Consider the following 18,001-nt stretch of genomic DNA (forward strand, 5'->3'; position numbering starts at 1 on the left):
CGCCGATGGCCGAGCTGACCACCACCGAGCGCCTGCAGCCGTCCCTGCTGGACCGGTTGACCGACGATGCACCGCTGCAGCGCGACGAAAGCCGCGAACAGCGGGTGATCTCTGCCAGCCGACTGCGCGAGTGCGTGATGCGCGACCTGTCGTGGCTGCTCAACAGCGTGCACCTCGCGGCCAACACGCGCCTGGAGGACATGACCGACGTCGCCGGTTCGGTGCTCAACTACGGCATTCCGGACCTGACCGGGCTGGAGCTGGCCGGACTGGATGTCGCGACGCTGCAGCGGCGGCTGCGCGAGGCCATCCTCGCCTTCGAGCCGCGCCTGATCGCACACACGCTGCAGGTGACCGTCCAGGCCAACGCGCAACGGATGGACCGGCGCTCGCTGGTGTTCGACATCCGCTCGGAAATGTGGGCGCAGCCGATCCCGCTGAATCTCTACCTGAAGACCGAAGTGGACCTGGAGACCGGCCGCATGGACCTGGTCGAGGGCAATGCCTGATGGATCCGCGCCTGCTCCGCCACTACAACCGCGAGCTGCAGCACATCCGTGGCATGGGCGCGGAGTTCGCCCGCGAGTTTCCGAAGATCGCCGGGCGCCTGGGCATGGATGGCATGGAGTGTGCCGATCCCTATGTCGAGCGCCTGCTGGAAGGCTTCGCCTTCCTTGCCGCTCGCGTGCAGGTGAAGCTGGACGCGCAGTTCCCGGTGTTCACCCAGCACCTGCTGGAGATGGTGTATCCGCACTTCCTGGCGCCGGTCCCTTCCATGGCGGTCGTGCAGCTGCAGCCGGACCTGAAGGACGCCAAGCTGGCCGCGGGCCACCGTGTGCCCCGCCACAGCCGCCTCGTTGCCACGCCAGTGGCCGGCGAGCGCACGGCCTGTGAATACCGTACCGCGCATGAGGTGACGCTGTGGCCATTGCAGCTGGTGGAAGCGCGCTATTTCGAGAATCCGGCGGCATTGGCGGCGGCGGAGGTCGCAATTCCTACCGACAGCGCGGCGCGTGCGGGGCTGCGCCTGCGCCTGCAGGCACAGGCGGGCGTACCGCTGGCGACGTTGTCGCTGGATCGCCTGCCGTTGTTCCTGGCCGGCACCGATGGCCTGCCACGGCGGCTGTATGAGCAGCTGATGGGCAACGCGTGTGGCTGCTGGCTGCGTGCGGGAGGTCCGGCCCACTGGCAGCCCGCTGAAGCCCTGCAGCCGGTCGGTTTCGACGACACGCAGGCATTGCTGCCGTATGACGGGCGTTCGTTCAGTGGCTACCGGCTGCTGCAGGAGTATTTCGCCTGCCCGGAGCGGTTCCTGTTCGTCGAACTGACCGGGCTGAAGCCGGTGTTGCAGCGCGCCACCGGCAACCAGCTGGAGGTCGTGATCCTGTTCGATCGCAGTGAGCCCGGCCTGCACAATGCGCTGGGCGTGGACAACGTCCGCCTGTACTGCACGCCGGCCATCAACCTGTTTCCGCAGGCGGCCGACCGCGTGCATCTGTCGCCCGGACGCCACGAATACCATGTGCTGCCCGACCGTACCCGGCCGCTGGACCTGGAAGTGCATAGCGTCACCGCCGTGGACGGCTACGGTGACGGCCAGTCGCCCGAGCAGCGCTTTGCACCGTTCTATGGCAGCCAGGCACGTACCTGGCACGATCCGCAAGGCGCGTACTACACGCTGCGTCGCGAGCCGCGCCAGCTGTCGGCTCGCCAGCGGCGGCAGGGCGCACGCTCCAGCTACGTGGGCAGCGAGGTATTCATCAGCCTGGTCGACGCTGCTGATCGACCCTTCCCCAGCCGGCTGCGCCAGCTGGGGCTGCAGCTGCTGTGCAGCAACCGTGACCTGCCGTTGCAGATGCCGGTGGGCAAGGGACGCACCGACTTCAGCCTGGACGATGGTGCACCGGTCACCGCGATCCGCTGCGTGGCCGGACCGACCCGTCCACGGCCGGCCGGCGACGGCGGCGAAAGTGCCTGGAAACTGCTCAGCCACCTGCAGCTGAACTACCTGTCGCTGTTCGAGGACGGCGACGCACGCGGTACCGATGCGTTGCGCGAAATGCTGGCGCTGTACTGCGATCCACACGACGCCGGCGCGCAGCGCCAGCTGGAGGGACTGCGGGGCGTCTCAGCGCGTTCAATCGTGCGCCGCATCCCGGTGCCCGGCCCGATCACCTTCGGCCGTGGGCTGGAGATCACCCTGACCTGCGAGGATGCTGCTTTCGAAGGAACCGGAGCCTATCTGCTGGCGGCAGTGATGCGCCAGTTTTTCGCACGCTACGTTTCGATCAATGCCTTCACCGAAACCGTGCTGCGCACCGTTGAACGCAATGAGGTGGCCCGATGGACGGCCAGACCGGGCGCGCTGCTGGCGCTGTAGACGTGCGCGCTGCGCTGCTGCAGGCGCTGGCCGCGGCACCGCACGCGTTCGAGGCGTTCACCGCGCTGCGCCTGCTGGAACGGACGCACCCGCACCTGCCGCGCTGGGGGTGCTCGACACGCCCGGAGGAGGATCCGCTGCGGCTGCGGCAGGCACCGAGCCTGGCCTTCGCTCCCCGGGATGTCGATGCGGTGGTTCCGGCAACCCGCACGTGCCCACCGCAGTTGCGCATGTTCGGCTTCGGCCTGTTCGGACCGAATGGTCCCCTGCCACTGCACCTGACCGAGTACGCACTGCAGCGGCAGCGCAGCGCACGCGATGACAGCCTGGTGGCGTTCGCCGACCTGTTCCATCACCGGCTCATGAGCGTGTTCTACCGCGCCTGGGCCGATGCACAACCCGTGGTACAGGCCGACCGGCCAGAGGACGACCGCTTCCGCCTGTACCTGGGGGCGTTGGTCGGCATCGCATCCCCCGCACTGCAGCGCCGTGATGCGCTGGACGATGACTTCCGCCGCCATCACGCCGGGCACCTGCTGCCGATGGCGCGCAATGCCGGGGGCCTGCGTGCGTTGACAGAAGCGGCGCTGCAGGTGCCCGCGCAGGTGATCGGCTTCATCGCCGAATGGATGCGCCTGCCCGAGGACGCGCAGCTGCACCTGGGGGTGCGCAGCAACCGGCTGGGCCACAGTGCGGTGCTGGGCGCGCAGGTGCGCGGGTGCCAGCATCGTTTCCGCCTGCGCATCGGCCCGCTTGACCTGGCCAGCTTCCGCCACTGGTTGCCGGGTGGCACGCAGCTGCCACGCCTGGCGGCCCTGATACGCAGCCACAGCGGCGACACCCAGGCCTGGGACGTGCAGCTGCTGCTGCGCGCCGACCAGGTGCCGACGCTGCGCCTGGCCCGCAGTGGGCGCCTTGGCCTGGACACCTGGCTGGGTCGACGCGCCTGGAGCGTGGCCGACGCCGATGACGTGGTCGTGCATCCGCGCGCCGCGATGGCCTTCACCGACCGACCTGGACCCCTGCCATGACCGAGATCCGCCGCAGTGCGCTGTTCGGCAAGCTCAACCCGCTTGCCTACCGTGCCATCGAAAGTGCCACCGTGTTCTGCAAGCTGCGCGGCAACCCCAACGTGGAGCTGGTGCATTGGCTGCACCAGCTGTTGCAGCTGCAGGATTCGGACCTGCACCGCATCGTGCGCCATGCGCAGCTGGACCCGGCGCGGCTGGCGCGTGACGTCACCGATGCGCTGGAGCGCCTGCCGCGCGGAGCGGGGGGTGTCACCGATCTGTCCAGTGCGGTGGAGGAGGCGGTCGAACGCGCCTGGATCCAGGCGTCGCTGGGTTTCGGCGAAGCGCAGGTGCGCAGTGCGTACCTGTTGCTGGGCATGCTCTCCAGCCGCAGCCTGCGTAGCGGGCTGTCGGCGATCTCGCGCGAGTTCGACAAGCTCAGGCCGGAAGCGCTGAGCGAGGGCCTGGCCGGCATCATCGCGGGCTCGCCGGAAGAGGGGCAGCGACCGACCGATGGCTTCGCGCTGGGCAATGCCGCCGCACCGGGTGACGCCAGCGGTGCCATCGCACCCGCTGCGATGGGCAAGCAGGAAGCGCTGGCGCGGTTCACCACCGACCTGACCGCGCAGGCCCGCGATGGCAAGCTCGATCCGATCATCGGTCGCGATGATGAGATCCGCCAGGTGGTCGACATCCTGATGCGGCGGCGGCAGAACAACCCGATCCTGGTCGGAGAAGCCGGGGTCGGCAAGACCGCCGTGGTCGAGGGCCTCGCCCAGCGTATCGCGCGCGGCGACGTGCCCCTCGCACTGAAGGATGTGCAGCTGCGCGCGCTGGACGTTGGCCTGCTGCAGGCTGGCGCCAGCATGAAGGGTGAATTCGAGCAGCGCCTGCGTGCGGTGATCGACGAAGTGCAGGCCAGCCCGGCGCCGATCATCCTGTTCGTGGACGAGACCCACACGCTGGTGGGTGCCGGGGGCGCGGCCGGCACCGGCGATGCGGCCAACCTGCTGAAGCCGGCATTGGCGCGCGGCACGCTGCGCACGGTGGGCGCCACCACCTGGGCCGAGTACAAGAAGTACATCGAGAAAGACCCTGCGCTGACCCGGCGTTTCCAGGCGGTGCAGGTGGAGGAGCCGGACGAGGCGCGTGCGGTGCGGATGATGCGCGGCGTGGCCAGCATGATGGAGAAGCACCACCAGGTGCAGATCCTGGATGAAGCGCTGGAAGCTGCGGTCAGGCTGAGCCATCGCTACATCCCGGCGCGGCAGCTGCCGGACAAGTCGGTCAGCCTGCTCGATACCGCGTGCGCACGCGTGGCGGTCAGCCTGCACGCAGTGCCAGCGGAGGTGGACGACAGCCGCAGGCGGATTGAATCGCTGCAGACCGAGCAGGCGATCATCGACCGCGAATCCGCGATCGGCATCGTGGTGGCCGAGCGCGGCGCGACCTGCGCGCAGGCACTGGCCGACGAGGAGCAGCGCCTGTCCGGGCTGGAGCAGCGCTGGCAGGCCGAGAAAGCGCTGGTCGATGAACTGCTGGACCTGCGTGCACAGCTGCGCAGCGGCAACGTGCCCGTGGAAGGTACCGGCAGCGCATTGGAAGCGGCGGCGGCACAGGCCGATGGCGATGCCGTGGTGGCCTCGGTACCGGTGCAGGCATGCGACCGAGATGTGCTGCTGGCACGACTGCAGCTGGTACAGGCCGAACTGGCGGCACTGCAGGGCGAGGCACCGCTGATCCTGCCGACGGTCGATCACCAGGCGGTGGCGGCGGTGGTGGCCGACTGGACCGGCATTCCGGTCGGGCGCATGGCACGCAACGAGATCGACACCGTTCTGCGACTGCCGGAGTTGCTTGGCCAACGCGTGATCGGCCAGGACCATGCGATGGAGATGATCGCCAAGCGCATCCAGACCAGCCGCGCAGGCCTGGACAACCCGGACAAGCCGATCGGCGTGTTCCTGCTGGCGGGCACCTCTGGCGTGGGCAAGACCGAAACCGCGCTGGCGCTGGCCGAGGCGCTGTACGGCGGCGAGCAGAACCTGATCACCATCAACATGAGCGAGTACCAGGAAGCACATACGGTGTCGTCACTGAAGGGGGCGCCGCCGGGCTATGTGGGTTATGGCGAGGGTGGTGTGCTGACCGAAGCAGTGCGCCGCAAGCCGTACTCGGTGGTGCTGCTGGACGAGGTGGAGAAGGCGCACCCGGACGTGCACGAACTGTTCTTCCAGGTGTTCGACAAGGGCTGGATGGAAGACGGCGAAGGCCGCCGCATCGACTTCCGCAACACGCTGATCCTGCTGACCAGCAACGCCGGCACCGAACTGATCGCCAGCCTGTGCGCCGATCCGGAACTGGTTCCCGACCCGGAAAGCATGGCCAAGGCACTGCGTGCGCCACTGCTGAAGGTGTTTCCGCCGGCGCTGCTGGGGCGGCTGGTGGCGATTCCGTACTACCCGCTGAGCGCGGACATGCTGGGCCGCATCGTGCGGCTGCAGTTGAACCGCATCAAGAAGCGGGTGGAGGCGCGCTATCGCATTCCATTCGAGTACGACGACTCGGTGGTGGAGCTGGTAGTGAGCCGCTGCACCGAAGGCGAATCGGGTGGGCGGATGATCGACGCGATATTGACCAATTCGATGTTGCCGGCGATCAGTCGAAACATGCTGGGCAGTGCGGTCGACGGAAGTGTTATGGCGGGGATCAGGATAGGTACGGGACGTTCGGACTTTGAATACACGTTCGTCTGATTTCCGGGACGCACGCGGAATGCGTATCCATTGAAAATTGGCCACTTGAAGGCATCAAGAGGAAGGAGGAATCCATGTGCGATATCTGTGACATCGCTGCGAGAACGGCTGCAGAAAAGCATGCAGCGTTCCGGTCGGCTGAACTTAAGGGACATGGCAGGGCGGCGCATGGTCGCGATGCTGGTCGGAGAAAGAAGAACTCTGAAGACAATGCAGAGCGCGATGAGGAGGCCGCCTGGAATCGTATCTATGATGAAACCTATAACCGGGTGTTCAAGCAGAACCACCCGAAAAAAGGTTCATGAGGCCCGCACCGAGCGCCGGATATATGTGCAGTTCACTCAATCAATCGACGATGGCAGATAGACATGCCGATACTCTTTCATGATGGAAAGAATGAAATCTACAAGGCCTATTCCGGCGGCGTGGCGTGGAATTCAGATGAGATCATCGCGCCGGGGACGCCGTATACCAAATGGATAAAGAGCCATTGCAACACTGAGGCCTTCATCACGGGATTGTTCGAAGCGGCCATGGCGATCAAGCCATACGCAGAGGCGCAAATGACGCTCGCTGACTACAAAAGTAGCGATGAGATCAGCCTCATCGTTCTCAAAGGGCTGCACCAATGGCGAAAACATCCCAAAGGGCCCGGTTCGATATTTGGGATGCATGTGACCTTCGGGCTGGATGGCTACATATGGCATGTCAATGCGCTTCTCGATCGGAACCGCCAAGTCGGTAAGTTCATGGGGCCTTGTACGCGCGGCGAGTCGGTCACAGCCAAGGACCACGACGGATGGACGATCGTCAAATAGCATGCATGATTCATCGCTCATGGCGAACGCGGATCCAGACAGAAGGCGAAGATTCTTGTTGGAGTTCGAGCCAACCAACCTGGGCCAAGAATCCAGTCGCGAGAGACTGGCGGGCCAGATAAGGAAGTTCACATGCAACCCGCCGCCCGCCTCACCGATCTCCACACCTGCCCGATGGTCACCGGCGTGGTTCCGCATGTCGGTGGCCCGATCACGGCACCCGGTGCGCCAACCGTGCTGATCGGTGGCCTGCCTGCCGCACGGGTGGGCGATCTGTGCACCTGCGTTGGCCCGCCGGACAGCATCGTCAAAGGCTCGGTGAAGGTCTTCATCAAGGGCCAACCGGCGGCGCGCCTGGGTGACAGCACCGCGCATGGCGGTGTGATCGTAATCGGGTGCTTCACGGTACTGGTGGGCTGAGCACGCCAGTACCTGGTGCACGAAGGCCACCACCAGGACATCTGCGGACATTTCCCAAAGGCTTCGGGTCAATCCCGGTCAGACGATGCAACGATCGCCGGGACATATGGAGATCGCCCGTACAGCTGGCTTCTGTGATGCGTGACCACTTTAGGTCGATCCAAATCTCCGTCATCGCGTTCAAGTGAGACGAATCGCCGCCTGATACTCCTTCACACGGTCGGAGAATTCAGCCTATATGCGTCACGTCCTGACTATTTCTACACGCTTTGCTCGCGTAGGATCGACCGCGCCGCGCCTGGGGATCCGCGGCTACGTCCCGGATGACCGCCCTCCCGATACTGTCGCCCCAGCGGCCAGCGCGACGTCTCTTCGTTGCGGGCGGGCAGCGTTTCGCCATGCATCCCTGCATGGCGGCGCGTCCGGCGTCGAGCGAGGGATTGCCATGAATGACACGCTGCCGCCCGCCGAGGGCATCACCCACCTGCTTGCGCGCTGGCAGGACGGCGAAGCACCGGCCAGCGATACGCTGGCGCGACTGGTCTACGACGAACTGCACCAGATCGCGGTGCGCAGCCTGGCACGTGGCGTGGCCGATGGTTTCCAGCCCACCGAGCTGGTCAACGAGGCCTGGATGCGGCTGTCGGCACGCGAGCATGGCTTCGCATCGCGCGGGCATTTCTATGCAGTGGCGTCGTTGCAGATGCGTCACCTTCTGGTGGACCTTGCGCGCATGCGCGATCGTGGCAAGCGACGCGGGCAGCAGGTCACGCTGACGGTGAAGCTGGTCGATCCCGGCGTGCAGCCGGTGGACCTGCTCAGCATCGCCGAGGCGTTCGATGAGCTGGCCAGGCTGGATGCCCGCAAGGCGCGTGCGTTCGCGATGACCGAACTGGTCGGGCTGACCGTGGCTGAAACCGCGAATCTGCTGGACATTTCCATTCCCACCGCCGAGCGCGATCTGCGTTTCGTGCGCGTCTGGTTGGCCGCACGGTTGTCGTCATGCTGAGCCTGGAGCGCTGGCGCCAGTTGGAAAGTCTCTTCCACCGGGCCAGCGCACTGAGCGGCGCGGCACGTGCGGCGTTCGTACAGGCGGAGGTCGGACATGACCCGCCGTTGCGTCGCGAACTGGAGGCGATGCTGGCGGTGGAGGCCGAAGCTACGGTGCGCCTGCGGGTGCCGCTGCGCCAGGCGGTCTCCGAGATCGGCCGCGAACCGCCCCCGATCCTGCCACCGGGTACCCGCTGCGGCCCGTGGGCGGTAGACGCGATGATCGGCACGGGTGGCATGGGCCGGGTCTACCTTGGCCATCGTGCCGACGGCGCCTATCGGCAGCAGGTGGCCATCAAGATGATGGCCAACCCGGGGCTGGATGAGAAAAGCCGAGCGTTCTTCGAGTTCGAATGCCAGATGCAGGCACAGATGCATCACCCGGCCATCGCGCAGATCTATGACGCGGGGATGCATGAGGACGAACGTCCCTACCTGGTGATGGAGTACATCGACGGCGAGGGCATCGACCGCTGGTGCGCCCAGCGTCGCGCACCGCTGGACCTGCGGGTGCGGCTGATGATGCAGGTCTGCCAGGGCGTGCAGCATGCACACCAGAAGGGTGTGATCCATCGCGACCTGAAGCCGAGCAATGTGCTGGTGGGTGCCGTGGATGGCGCACCGCAGCCGAAGATCATCGACTTCGGCATCGCCATTGCCGGCAGCCATGACGATACCGATCGCTGGTCTGGCGGCACGCCGGGCTACATGAGCCCGGAGCAGACAGGCCTGGAGATCGATATCGACGCGCGCAGTGACGTGTACTCGCTGGGCGCGATGCTGCATGAGCTGCTGTGCGGGCAACGGCCACCGGCACGGATGCCGGAGCCGCTGTCGCCGTTGGCAGTGTTCCTCGCTCTGACGGTCGAGGCGCAGGCCGGGATGGCTGCGTCCTGCCAGTGCAGCCGGCGTGAACTGCGGCGGGCTCTGGAGGAAGGCCTGGATGCCATCGTGCGTCGTGCCACCGACCCGCAGCGCTCGGGGCGCTATGACGGTGTATCGGCACTGCTGGCCGACCTCGACCGCTGGTGTCGCAACATTCCGCCGTTGGTGTCACGCCAGCAGCGGTTGCTGGTGGCCCGCAAGTTCCTGCAGCGGCATCGGTTGCCGGTGGTCCTGGCGGCCTTGACCCTGGGCTGCGTGGTGGTTGGCCTGGCGGCATCGCTGTGGGCGCTGCAGCAGGCGCGCAGCCAACAGGCCGTGGCCAGTCACCGCCAGCAGCAACTGGAGCGCATGGTCGAATTCCAGCAGGAGATGCTGCAGAGCGTGGACGTCGATGCGATGGGGCATGCGATGGCCGCGGCCAACGGCGAGGCGATGCAGCGGGCGTTGCAGGATTCAGCTGACGCGCCGCTGGATCTGGAAGCACTGCGGGCCAAGGTTCCGGCCTCGGACATCGCCCGTGACCTGCTGGAGCGCTACGTGGTGGCCCATGCACTGGATCGCCTGCAGCAGGACTTTGCCGATGATCCATCCCTGTCTGCGGACCTGCGCCAGTCGCTGGCCCGCGTGCTGATTTCGATCGGCCGTTACCCGGCAGCGGTGCGCGAGCTGCAGTCGGTGCTGTCGGTGCAGCGCGAGCAGCATGCAGGCGGCCTGCGCCTGGTATCGGCGCTGGCTGATCTGGCCGATGCGCTGTATCGCCGCGGCAACCTGGTCGAGGCGCGCGGCCTGCTGGACGAAGCCCTGTCACTCCAGCGGCCGGAGCTGGCGCCGGACAATCCGCTGTGGCTGCGGGTGGGCGCGCAGCAGGCGCAGGTGATGGCGGGGCAGGGAGAACTGGGGAAGGCGCTGCAGCGGCAGCAGGCCCTGGTCACGGCGTGGACGCCGCGGCTGGAGAAGGACGCCCCCGCGCTGTTGGAACTGGAGCTGGGCATGGTGACCACGCTCAGCGAGCTGACCCGCCGCGAAGAGGCCCTGGCGCGGCTGGAGCCCCTGCTGCCCCGGTTCCGCGCGCGTTTTGGTGACAACGCACCGCGCACGCTGGCGGCGATGCTGATGCTGGCGCGCCTGCAGAACACGTTCAACGAATACGAAAACTCGTTGGCGCTGGCCAGCGAAGTGCGCCAGCGGCGCGAGCGCAGCCTCGGCTCCGAGCATCCCGACACGCTTGCGGCGGCGGCCCTGCAGGGCTTCAACATGGTGCGCCTGGCACAGGCCGAGCCGGCGTTCACCCAGACCCAGGCCTTCATGGAGCACCTGCTGGGCGAGCAGCAGCGCGTGCTGGGGCCCGACCACCCGGATGCCCTGCAGACCAAGGCGGAGCTGATCCGGGTGCTGGCCAAGCAGGATGATCCGCAGCGCTTCGAGCGTGCCGTGCAGCTGCAGCGTGAACTGCTGCAGCAGCGCACGCGCACGCTTGGGCGGATGCATCCGGACACGCTGTTCACCCTGGGCGGGCTGGCCAGCATGCTGGCCAGGACCGATCACTACGATGAGGCGCGCGAGGCGGCGTATGCCGCGCTGGAAGGCAACCAACGGCTGATGCCGGACGACTACCGCCTGATCTCGGCGACCTGGGACGTGGTGGGGCGGGTCGAGAACCGTGCCGGCCGCTTGCCGGCCGCGCGCGATGCCCATGCCAAGGCATTGGAACTGCGCGCGTCCAGCCGCGGCGTGCTCGACGCGCATACGACGGAGAGCGCGTCGCGGCTCTACGCCGTGCTCAAGCGCATGCATGCCACCGAGGCGATGGCCGACATCGAACGGCACTATCTCGATCCGGTGATCGCACGGGATCCGGCAACGCTCAATACATCGCAGCGCAGCGTGCGCGACGAAGCACTGAGGGCGCTGAAGGAACCGGGGGAGCCGGGCAGCCTCGGCCGGTGAGACGAAATGCCGGTTGCGCGCCGGCAACGCGTGGGAGCATCCGGTCGCGGATCCGGCCAGCACCCGCGCGGGCCGGACGAATCTTCTCCACCGTGGACGGGCATGGCGCGCACGATCTCCCTGCAGTCGGACCTGGGCGGACGACTGCGCTTCCAGCAGCTTCAGGGCCGTGAGTCGCTCGGCCAACCCTACCGCTATGTGCTGTCGGCACTGTGCAGTGGAGATCCGCCGGATCCCTCCCGCCTGCTTGGCACTCCGTTCGGCATCAGCCTGGTGCATGACAATGGCAGCCGCCATCTGCATGGCATCGTCGCGGCCGTCGCCCTGCTGGGGCAGCGCGAGGTGGGCGATGAACGCTTCACCGCGATCGAAGTCACCTTGGTGCCGCGTCTGTGGCTGCTTGGCCAGCAGCACGACAGCCGCATATTTTCCGGGCAATCGGTGGCGGACATCGTGCGCACGCTGCTGTCGGAGATCGGTTGCACCGATGTGCGGCTGCAGTTGGGGGGCCATCCTGTCGTGCGCGATTATTGTGTCCAGTACGATGAGCCGAGCCTGGACTTCATCCATCGGCTGTTGCAGCAGGAAGGCCTCTACTACTACTTCGAGCACGCTGCAGATCGCCACACGCTGGTGCTTGCCGATGGCCTGGGCGCCCATGCCACGGTGGCACCGTTCGAGCGCCTGCCCTGGCAGGCCGAGTGTGAGCCGCCGGCGCTGGGAGCACCGGGCATGGCCGACTGGCAGCAGCAGCACCAGCTGCGCCCGACGCACTGGCAGCTGGATGAGTTCGATCCGGCGAAGCCGCGCGCGGTGCTGCTGGGAGAGGCGCAGGCCGATCGCGATGACGGTGCCGGTACGCGTTCCATCTACCGCGGCCATGGCCGGCAGCAGAGCGCGGAACAGGGCCGGCAGCGGGCACAGGTGCGCGTTGAAGCCGAGCAGGCCGCACGTGCGCAGTGGCATGGCCGCACCCGCGCCTGGAACCTGGGTGCCGGCCATCTGTTCGAACTCGAAGGCTGTCCGCAGGCCGGCTGCAACCGGCAGTACCTGGTGGTGGCCAGCGAGCTTGACGTCGTCGAGGCGGCTCCCGGTTCGGTAACGGCCAGTGCGGGTCCATCACTGCAGTGCCGGTTGCAGGTACTCGACAGTCGCGTGCCGTACCGTTCGCTGGCCGACACGCGGTGGCCGCGCATTGCCGGCCTGCAGAGCGCCATCGTGGCTGGCGACAACGACGAGGACATTGCCGTGGATGCGCAGGGACGGGTGAACGTGCATTTCCACTGGAGCCGCGCGGCCCGCAGCCATGGTCGCGTTTCGTGCCCGGTACGCGTGGCGACGTCCTGGGCGGGCAAGGGGTGGGGGGCGCAGAGCCTGCCGCGGGTCGGCCAGGAAGTACTGGTCGCGTTCCTCGAGGGCGACCCGGACCGGCCGCTCATTGTCGGCAGCGTCTTCAATGCGGACCACGTGCCGCCCTATGCGTTGCCGGAACAGCGGACGCGCTCGGGCATCCGCAGCCGCAGCCATCCCGATGGGGGCGCGGATGACTACAACGAGATCTGCTTCGAGGACCGCAAGGGCGCCGAGGAGTTGCGCCTGCACGCGCAACGCGACTTGCATGTGGAGGCCGAGCATGACCGCACCCTGAAGGTCGGCCATGACCAGCAGGCCACCATCGGCAACGACCAGACCCTCACGGTCGAGCATGACCAGCGTGCCACGATCCGCCACGACCGCAGCATCAAGGTCGACAATGAAGACTCGCTGGACGTGGGCACCCATGCGCGGATCCACGTCGGCCAGCGCTTCCGGCTGGAGGCTGGGCTGGAGATCGAGCTGGTCACCGGCGCCTCGCGCATCGTGATGAACAGCGCCGGTGACATCGCGGTCGAGGGCGTTAACGTGCGCATCGGTGGCAACAGCACGGTAGAGATCGAAGGAGGCGTGGAAGTCCGCATCAAGGCGGGCGCAAGCATGGATATCGGTGCGGGGGCGAGCCTGAAGATGCACTCCGACGCCACCCTGCAGGTGCAGGGTGGGGCGATGGCCGAGGTCAAGGCGCCGATGCTGACCCTGTCCGGCGACGCATTGGCCAAGCTGGCCGCCGCGCTGGTGACGATCGGATGAGCATGCACATGGATACGGTCGCGCAGGCCTGTGCGGACATGCAGATCGACGCGCAGGCCTGTGCGGTGCTGGCGCCCGGGCTGCCGCCGGCCCAGGCAGTACAGGTGCTGCTGCACGCCGGCTACGTGCAGGCCGCGTTGCAGCTGGCCGCGCGCCTGTTGCCCAAGCGCTACGTGGTGGCCTGGCTGTGCCAGTGCGCACGTGGTGAAACGCTGGCGCCGGAAGCACGTGCGGGGGCCATGCTGGCCGAGCGCTGGTTGCGCGAGCCCAGTGAAGGTAACCGCCGTGCTGCCTTCGAGTTCGCCAATGCGGGTGGCTACCGCAGCGTAGGTGCCTGGCTGGCAGCCAGTGCCGGCTGGGCCGAGGGCAGTCTGGCACCGGCGGGGCAACCGGTGGTGGTGGTGCCGCCGGACCATCTGGTGGCGTGCGCCGCCGTCGCAGCGCTGGGCCTGCTTGCCGCCGAGCAGCCGCAGGCCTTCCAGCAACGCAGGCGTGGCTATGCCGAGCAGGCTCTGGCGCTGCTGGACGCGGCGCGATGAACCGCTGTTCCACCCATGACGCCTACGTTGACGTTGCTGACGGAGCACAGCCGCTGTGAATGCCATCCACAATCTGATCCTGACCGTCAGTGGCCGCCAGGCCGCGCAGTTCGGGCCCGCGGCACAGAAGGTCTTCATGCAGGGTGGGGGCAGCCTGGGCCGTTCCGACGAGTGTGACTGGGTGCTGCCTGCCTCGGGTGTGTCGCGCACCCACGCGGTGGTGCGCTTCCTCAACGGCATGTACTTCATCGAAGACTGCAGCACCAACGGGCTGCTGCTCAACGGCCAGGCGCTGGTGCGTGGCGAGCCGGCTGCACTTGGCGACGGTGACCGCTTGCAGCTGGACAGTTTCGAGATCGATGTCCGCCTGCAGAGCGTGGGGCCATCGTCGATGCCGCTGCCGGGCGCAGACGCCGGCAATCCCGACCTGACCCAGGTGGTGGTGGCCGCGCTGCCACGGCACGAGGGTGCAGCCGTGCCTGTGTTGGAAGATCCGTTTGACGTGCTGTGGGGACGCGCGACGGGAGGGGCCTCCGCAGCGCCGGATGCCATGGTGGCGGACCTGGCACTGGCGCCGCAGGACGAACTGGATCCGTTGCGTCTGCTGCCCGCCAGTGCAGCAGCGCCCGCACCGCCGCGCAGTGACGCCGATGGCTGGCACCACGCCGCCGCCAGCCACGATCATTTCCGTCCGCCCGCACCGGTACAGGCGACGCAGCGGTTGCCCGACGACTGGGATCTGACCCAGGGAGACTTCAGTGCGGCAGCGCCATCGTCGCCCGCCGCTGCCCCCGCCCGCACGCCGGGGGCAGCGATGCCGGAAGATCTGGACCGGGTGTTTGCGATCGTGGTGGAAGGGGTGATGGACGTGCTGCGCGCCCGTGCGGAAATCAAGAACACCTTCCGCCTTCCAGTCACCGTGATCCAGCGTTCGGAGAACAACCCGCTGAAGTTCGCGGCCACCACGCAGGAGGCGATGCAGAAGCTGTCGGCGCCCGCCGGTGGTGCGTTCCTCAGCGGCGCTGCGGCGTTCGATGATGCCTTCGATGACATCCGCTGCCACCAGATGGCCATGCTGGCTGGCATGCGCGCCGCTTACGAGGCAATGCTGTTCCACTTCAGTCCCGACCGGATCGAGCAGGAGGCCGATGGCAACGGTCGCCGTCTGGCGTTCGCTGGCAAGGGACGCTACTGGGACCGCTATCGCGAGAACTTCCAGCGCATGGTCAAGGATCCGGATGACTGCTTCCGCCGCTTGTTCGGCGATGAGTTCGCGCGGGCCTATGAAACGCAGCTGGCTCGCTATCGCAGCAGTCGCAGCAGCGGTGGTCCACGCCCGGGCTGAGACGAATTGTCGGGCCGACACCGGTGTTGCTGCCGACAATCGCGGGCAGCTGGCGCATGGGGTCGTGGCGTGTTCGCGCATCGCCCACGCATGCGCCGTGTCCCGCCGCCACCTGTGAGCCGCACGGATGACCCAGAACAACAAGGTCGTATGGAGCGAGGGGCTGTTCCTGCGGCCACAGCACCTGCAGCAACAGGAGCGCTACCTGGAGCGCTACGTCGACCTGCGCGTCGCGCAGCCGCCGTCACGCGCCTGGGGTTTCACCGAACTGGAACTGGAGAGTGACCTGCTGGCGGTCGGCAAGCTCGGCCTGCGTCGTGCGCGCGGGGTGTTCCCCGATGGCACGCCGTTCGCGATGCCAGCCGATGACCCACTGCCGGCCGCACTCGACCTCGATCCCAACGGTCGCGACCAGACGATCTACCTGACCCTGCCGTTGCGCCTGGCATCGCAGGTGGATGTGGGACGTCCTGAATCACCCGGTGATCAGCTGTACCGCTACCGGGTGCGTGAAAGTGAAGCGCTGGATGCATCCGGAAGCGTGGAGGAGCGCGTGCTGATGGAGGTGGGCAGCCTCAACGCGCGCCTGCTGCCCGAATCGCAACCGCAGGAAGGATTGGCCCGGATCGCGGTGGCGCACGTGGTGGAAACCCGGGCGGATCGCCGCGTGGTGCTCGACGAGGCCTTCATTCCCAGCGTGGCGTCCAGCGCGTCGTCGCCGCGACTGGCAACCTTCCTGGTCGAACTGCTGGGTCTGTTGCATCAGCGCGGTGAGGCGCTGGCGGCGCGGGTAGCGGTCACTGATCGCGGTGGCGCTGCGGAGATCGCCGACTTCCTGCTGCTGCAGGTGGTCAATCGCTGGCAACCGGTGCTGTCGCACTGGGCGGCACAGCCACAGCTGCATCCGGAAGCACTGTATCGCGCGCTGCTGGCGCTGGCCGGCGAGCTGAGCACGTTCACCGCAGCCGGGAAACGCCCGCCGGTGTTCGCCCCTTACCGTCACGAAGCGCTGCGCGAGAGCTTCGAACCGATCATTGCGGCCCTGCGTGGCAGCCTCAGCGCGGTGCTGGAACAGACTGCACTGGCGATCCCGGTACAGGAACGCAAGTTCGGGGTATGGGTGGCGGTGATCCCTGATCCCGGCCTGCTGGACAATGCCCAGTTCGTGCTCGCGGTGCGCGCGGACCTGCCCAGCGAGGAACTGCGGCGGCGCCTGCCGTCGACCGCCAAGATTGGTCCCGTCGAGCAGATCCGTGATCTGGTCAATCTGCAGTTGCCGGGCATCGGGCTGGCACCGATGGCGGTGGCACCGCGGCAGATTCCCTACCACGCCGGCCACGTCTACTTCGAGTTCGAAACGCAGTCGCCTTTGTGGCGAGCGCTGCGTGGCGCCGGTGGCCTGGCCCTGCATCTGGGCAACGAGTTTCCCGGTCTGGGTGTGCAGCTGTGGGCGATCCGGGGGTAGCCGATGAACGCACGGGACATGCGCAATCCGCTGATGCAGGATCGGCCCGGCAATGCGCCTGCCGATTCACCGGATTCGCGCGCGGAGATCAGCGAGTTCCTGGGTGACAGCCTCAACCCGCTGGTGCAGGCGGCAACGCCGCTGCTGCTGCTGGCGGTACAGCTGCGCCACAGTGCGCAGGTTCCTGACCTTGCGCGCCTGCGGGAACAGGCCGAGCTGCAGGTCCGGCGTCTGGAGACACGGCTGCGCGAAGCGCGCTATCCGGCCGATGTGGTGATGACCGCACGCTACGTGCTGTGCGCGGTGGTCGACGAAGCCGTGCTCAACGCGCCGTGGGGCGAACGCAGCGGATGGGCCCAGCGCACCCTGCTGACCGCCTTCCACGGTGAATCCTATGGTGGCGCCAAGTTCTTCGTGATCCTTGAACGGTTGCTGCAGGATCCGGGCCGGCATCTGGAACTGCTGGAGCTGCTGTACCTGTGCCTGGCAATGGGATTCGCTGGCCGCTACCAGATCGAGGCTGATGGCAGCCTGCGCCTGTCGGCGATCCAGGACGATCTGTATCGCCGCATCCGCAGTCAGCGTGGCGCGCCGCCGGAAGAGCTTTCGCCACGCTGGCAGGGCGTGGCCGAGCGGACCTGGCGTGGCCGTTGGCATCTGCCGCTGTGGGTCAGCGTGGCGGTTGCAGCCAGCGTGCTGCTGGTGGCGTTCCTGTGGGCGAACGCGCGCTTGAATGCACTGGCGGCACCCATCAATGCCGAAGCGGCGCGGATGGGCCTGCAGGTCAGCCATGTACCGAACGCAGCCGTGCAGGTACCGGCGCTGGGCCTGAAGCAGCGATTGGCAGCGGAGGAGCGTGCCGGCCTTCTCAGCGTGGACGAAGCCGCTGACGGCAGTGCCCGCATACGACTGAACGCTGCGGCCATGTTCAGTTCGGGAGGTATCGAGCTGGAGGCCGCGCAGCGGCCGCTGTTGGCCGCCATCGCGCGTGCGATCGATCCACTGCGGGGTCGGGTGGTGGTAGTGGGCCATACCGATGACCAACCCGTGCGGTCGGCGCTGTGGAAGGACAACTACGTCCTGTCGGCTGCACGCGCGCGGGCGGTGGCCGATGTGCTGGGCGCCGGCTTGCGCGACCACGCCCGGATCGAGACCGTCGGCGCGGGCGATTCGCAACCATTGGCGACGCCGCCGCAGTTGCCGGCCAACCGTGCACGCAATCGCCGTGTCGACATCCTGTTCCAGCCGGGGGACTGAAC

14 protein-coding genes are annotated in these 18,001 nt (G+C 67.2%); all 14 read left to right on the plus strand.

Annotated features, from left to right (window positions below; genetic code table 11):
- Positions 1-5: 5 nt before the first annotated feature.
- The 14 genes from tssE (at position 6) to icmH (ending at position 17,999) form a co-directional block, all read left to right on the plus strand.
- Entirely contained in the window at positions 6-509 is a 504-nt protein-coding gene (tssE, locus tag N5D91_RS01785; protein WP_110714159.1) for a type VI secretion system baseplate subunit TssE, read from the plus strand.
- Positions 509-2,380, plus strand: a complete 1,872-nt coding sequence (gene tssF, locus N5D91_RS01790) for a type VI secretion system baseplate subunit TssF (RefSeq protein ID WP_180854147.1) — start codon at positions 509-511, stop codon at positions 2,378-2,380. Before tssE ends, tssF begins: the two co-directional genes overlap by 1 nt.
- The gene (gene tssG, locus N5D91_RS01795) at positions 2,344-3,411 is read left to right on the plus strand and encodes a type VI secretion system baseplate subunit TssG (RefSeq protein WP_180854148.1); all 1,068 of its coding nucleotides are present in this window, start codon (positions 2,344-2,346) and stop codon (positions 3,409-3,411) included. Before tssF ends, tssG begins: the two co-directional genes overlap by 37 nt.
- Positions 3,408-6,146, plus strand: a complete 2,739-nt coding sequence (gene tssH / locus N5D91_RS01800) for a type VI secretion system ATPase TssH (RefSeq protein ID WP_180854149.1) — start codon at positions 3,408-3,410, stop codon at positions 6,144-6,146. The genes tssG and tssH overlap by 4 nt, the downstream gene beginning before the upstream one ends.
- Positions 6,147-6,220: 74 nt before the next feature.
- Entirely contained in the window at positions 6,221-6,451 is a 231-nt protein-coding gene (locus tag N5D91_RS01805; RefSeq protein ID WP_180854150.1) for a hypothetical protein, read from the plus strand.
- Between the two features lie 63 nt (positions 6,452-6,514).
- Positions 6,515-6,964 carry a hypothetical protein gene (locus N5D91_RS01810; protein ID WP_164161686.1) on the plus strand — a complete coding sequence of 150 codons (450 nt, stop codon included), beginning with the start codon at positions 6,515-6,517 and terminating at the stop codon, positions 6,962-6,964.
- 132 nt (positions 6,965-7,096) lie between these two features.
- Positions 7,097-7,384, plus strand: a complete 288-nt coding sequence (locus N5D91_RS01815; protein WP_110714152.1) for a PAAR domain-containing protein — start codon at positions 7,097-7,099, stop codon at positions 7,382-7,384.
- A 445-nt stretch (positions 7,385-7,829) separates the two neighbouring features.
- Positions 7,830-8,393, plus strand: coding sequence for an ECF-type sigma factor (locus N5D91_RS01820; RefSeq protein WP_110714151.1), 564 nt, complete (start codon positions 7,830-7,832; stop codon positions 8,391-8,393).
- Positions 8,387-11,266: a protein kinase gene (locus N5D91_RS01825; RefSeq protein ID WP_153856966.1), complete on the plus strand. Its 2,880-nt coding sequence runs from the start codon at positions 8,387-8,389 to the stop codon at positions 11,264-11,266. Before N5D91_RS01820 ends, N5D91_RS01825 begins: the two co-directional genes overlap by 7 nt.
- Positions 11,267-11,368: 102 nt before the next feature.
- Positions 11,369-13,393 (plus strand): type VI secretion system tip protein TssI/VgrG, encoded by a 2,025-nt coding sequence (gene tssI / locus N5D91_RS01830; protein ID WP_279907098.1) that lies wholly within the window; start codon positions 11,369-11,371, stop codon positions 13,391-13,393.
- Positions 13,390-13,932 carry a hypothetical protein gene (locus N5D91_RS01835; RefSeq protein ID WP_153856964.1) on the plus strand — a complete coding sequence of 181 codons (543 nt, stop codon included), beginning with the start codon at positions 13,390-13,392 and terminating at the stop codon, positions 13,930-13,932. Before tssI ends, N5D91_RS01835 begins: the two co-directional genes overlap by 4 nt.
- Before the next feature lie 64 nt (positions 13,933-13,996).
- Positions 13,997-15,277: a type VI secretion system-associated FHA domain protein TagH gene (gene tagH / locus N5D91_RS01840; protein ID WP_279907103.1), complete on the plus strand. Its 1,281-nt coding sequence runs from the start codon at positions 13,997-13,999 to the stop codon at positions 15,275-15,277.
- Positions 15,278-15,404: 127 nt separating this feature from the next.
- Positions 15,405-16,742, plus strand: coding sequence for a type VI secretion system baseplate subunit TssK (tssK, locus tag N5D91_RS01845; protein ID WP_153856963.1), 1,338 nt, complete (start codon positions 15,405-15,407; stop codon positions 16,740-16,742).
- 33 nt (positions 16,743-16,775) lie between these two features.
- Entirely contained in the window at positions 16,776-17,999 is a 1,224-nt protein-coding gene (gene icmH / locus N5D91_RS01850) for a type IVB secretion system protein IcmH/DotU (RefSeq protein WP_258011522.1), read from the plus strand.
- The last annotated feature ends 2 nt before the right edge of the window (positions 18,000-18,001 follow it).

The sequence above is a fragment of the Stenotrophomonas sp. GD03794 genome (assembly GCF_029842145.1).
Taxonomy (GTDB): Bacteria; Pseudomonadota; Gammaproteobacteria; order Xanthomonadales; family Xanthomonadaceae; genus Stenotrophomonas; species Stenotrophomonas riyadhensis.

Bases quoted from the DNA above. Each gene is read 5' to 3' on its own strand.
- tssI (WP_279907098.1), top strand. From the start codon at position 11,369: ATGGCGCGCACGATCTCCCTGCAGTCGGACCTGGGCGGACGACTGCGC.
- N5D91_RS01835 (WP_153856964.1), top strand. From the start codon at position 13,390: ATGAGCATGCACATGGATACGGTCGCGCAGGCCTGTGCGGACATGCAG.
- tssF (WP_180854147.1), top strand. From the start codon at position 509: ATGGATCCGCGCCTGCTCCGCCACTACAACCGCGAGCTGCAGCACATC.
- tssH (WP_180854149.1), top strand. From the start codon at position 3,408: ATGACCGAGATCCGCCGCAGTGCGCTGTTCGGCAAGCTCAACCCGCTT.
- N5D91_RS01810 (WP_164161686.1), top strand. From the start codon at position 6,515: ATGCCGATACTCTTTCATGATGGAAAGAATGAAATCTACAAGGCCTAT.
- N5D91_RS01820 (WP_110714151.1), top strand. From the start codon at position 7,830: ATGAATGACACGCTGCCGCCCGCCGAGGGCATCACCCACCTGCTTGCG.
- tssE (WP_110714159.1), top strand. From the start codon at position 6: ATGGCCGAGCTGACCACCACCGAGCGCCTGCAGCCGTCCCTGCTGGAC.
- N5D91_RS01825 (WP_153856966.1), top strand. From the start codon at position 8,387: ATGCTGAGCCTGGAGCGCTGGCGCCAGTTGGAAAGTCTCTTCCACCGG.
- tssG (WP_180854148.1), top strand. From the start codon at position 2,344: ATGGACGGCCAGACCGGGCGCGCTGCTGGCGCTGTAGACGTGCGCGCT.
- tssK (WP_153856963.1), top strand. From the start codon at position 15,405: ATGACCCAGAACAACAAGGTCGTATGGAGCGAGGGGCTGTTCCTGCGG.
- N5D91_RS01805 (WP_180854150.1), top strand. From the start codon at position 6,221: ATGTGCGATATCTGTGACATCGCTGCGAGAACGGCTGCAGAAAAGCAT.
- icmH (WP_258011522.1), top strand. From the start codon at position 16,776: ATGCAGGATCGGCCCGGCAATGCGCCTGCCGATTCACCGGATTCGCGC.
- N5D91_RS01815 (WP_110714152.1), top strand. From the start codon at position 7,097: ATGCAACCCGCCGCCCGCCTCACCGATCTCCACACCTGCCCGATGGTC.